The organism is Streptomyces sp. BR123, from assembly GCF_013401435.1.
Lineage (GTDB): Bacteria > Actinomycetota > Actinomycetes > Streptomycetales > Streptomycetaceae > Streptomyces.
Map to the genome: position 1 here is coordinate 1 of NZ_JACBGN010000567.1, position 1,769 is coordinate 1,769.

At 70.9% G+C, this 1,769-nt stretch carries 3 protein-coding genes; 2 read left to right on the top strand and 1 reads right to left on the bottom strand.

What is annotated here, in order from left to right:
- Positions 1-442 (top strand): pentapeptide repeat-containing protein (locus tag HYE82_RS36295; protein ID WP_179178479.1); only part of this gene is annotated, 442 nt, incomplete at its 5' end.
- Positions 443-471: 29 nt separating this feature from the next.
- Here HYE82_RS36295 and HYE82_RS36300 read toward each other — a convergent pair.
- The gene (locus tag HYE82_RS36300; RefSeq protein WP_309144572.1) at positions 472-915 is read right to left on the bottom strand and encodes a hypothetical protein; all 444 of its coding nucleotides are present in this window, start codon (positions 913-915) and stop codon (positions 472-474) included.
- A gap of 362 nt (positions 916-1,277) precedes the next feature.
- Here HYE82_RS36300 and HYE82_RS36305 point away from each other — a divergent pair, with 362 nt between their 5' ends.
- Positions 1,278-1,586, top strand: coding sequence for a hypothetical protein (locus tag HYE82_RS36305; RefSeq protein WP_042818271.1), 309 nt, complete (start codon positions 1,278-1,280; stop codon positions 1,584-1,586).
- Positions 1,587-1,769: the final 183 nt, after the last annotated feature.

The window sequence follows — 1,769 nt, forward strand, 5'->3', positions numbered from 1 at the left end:
CCCCGTCCACCCCGAGCTCCGCCAGGCTCTGGAGGAGACCTCCCGGTGGGCCGCGGCGGACGCCGAGGCCCTGGCCGGGCTGGACGTCGGCGCACTGCGGCAGCAGATCAACACCCTGCTGCTGAAGACGAGCGAACTCGTCCGCGCCACGGCCCCCGGCCGCAAGAAGAACCACCGCGGCGCCGACCTCATGGGAGCCCGCCTGGCCGGCGCAGACCTGCGCGGCGCCACCCTCCGCGGCGCCTACCTGATCGCCGCCGACCTCAGCCGGGCCGACCTCCGGTCCGCCGACCTGATCGGCGCGGACTTCCGCGACACCGACCTGCGCGGCGCCGACCTGCGTGACGCGCTCTTCCTCACCCAGGCCCAGCTGAACGCCGCCCGCGGCGACGCCCACACCAGGATCCCGGCCGGCCTCACCCGCCCCGCCCACTGGACCTGACCCGGCCCGCCACCGGCCCGGCCGTCCGGTCACCCCGCGGCCGACGGCACCAGCGGCCCGAGCCGGTCCTCGACCCGCTGCCGCAGCAGCCGGTACTCCTCCCAGCGCCTCGGCAACCGCCCCTCGGGCCGCGGCCCCATCAGCCGCCCCTCGGTCACCACCTGCCCCCGCCGGAACTGCTCCCTCGTCAGATCGACGGGTATCCCGCCGGGCAGCAGGTTCCAGGTGTGGAAGCCGTGCTGCTCCCCGTCCAACCACACCTCCCCGACCAACAGCCCGCCTCCCAGCAGGTCCTGCACCACCAGCGCGGTGATGTCACAGTGGCCCCACGCCGGGTTGTCGGCGCTCCAGGGCTGCCGCTCGACGTCGTCGGGCGAACAGGTCTCCGCCGACCAGCCGGCCCGGACGGCCGCCTCGATGTCCGTCAACGTCCAGGGGCGGGCAGCAGCACTTGCGCTCTGAGCAATGGTCACAGCTCCCAGCCTGCCTGCCGCCACTGACAATCGACTCCCGGAAGCCGGGCCGATGGAACGACTGACGGAACGTCGGACAAACATCGGCAGTTCGGACCAACCCCCGCACGGCCCCGCGCCCACCACGACGGCGATCATTGCCCGCAGTCACCCCCCGTGATACACAGAGTGACCCCGCGTCAACCCGCACGCCGGCCGCCCCCGCCCAGGTCAGAGCACCCGAGCGGTCCACGGACCGGGACATCGGGCAAAGAGAGACGTCAAGTCGACATATGACGGGGGTTTCATCAGGGAAGATAGTGCGTGACCCCTGCCGTCGGGCACGGGCTACCGGAACTACCCATACAAGGGCGGTGAGTTACATGATCCTGGCAGCCGAAAAGGGCGACATCACCACCATCATCGGCGGAATCGCCCCGAACTGGGGGCCGTTCGGCAGCCTCGGCAATGAAGCGAAGGTCATGATCGAAGTGATCATGGCCGTCGCGATCCTGCTCTGCCTCGGCATCGCGATCTGGGGCGCGGCCAAGCAGCGGATCGGCGCCACCGCCCTCCGCGACACGTTCAGCGCCGAACAGGGCAAGGGCCTGATCGTCGCCGGACTCACCGGAGTCTTCATCATCGGCTCCCTCGGAACGCTGTTCACGATCGTCTACGGAATGGCCGTATAGCCGGGGTCCACCCGCAGGAACCCGTACCCGAGAACGATCCACCACACCGCAACCACGCGGGACCAGCGCTACCGTCGAACGACGCGGAGGGGGCGGACACGCAATGAGCAACGACGACCAGTACGGCGGCGGCCACGGCGACGTCGGCGGCACGGGCCAGACCCGTACCCGCCTCCCGGAAAC

Excerpts from the sequence above, each read along its gene's own strand:
- HYE82_RS36305 (WP_042818271.1), top strand. The coding sequence starts at position 1,278 with ATGATCCTGGCAGCCGAAAAGGGCGACATCACCACCATCATCGGCGGA.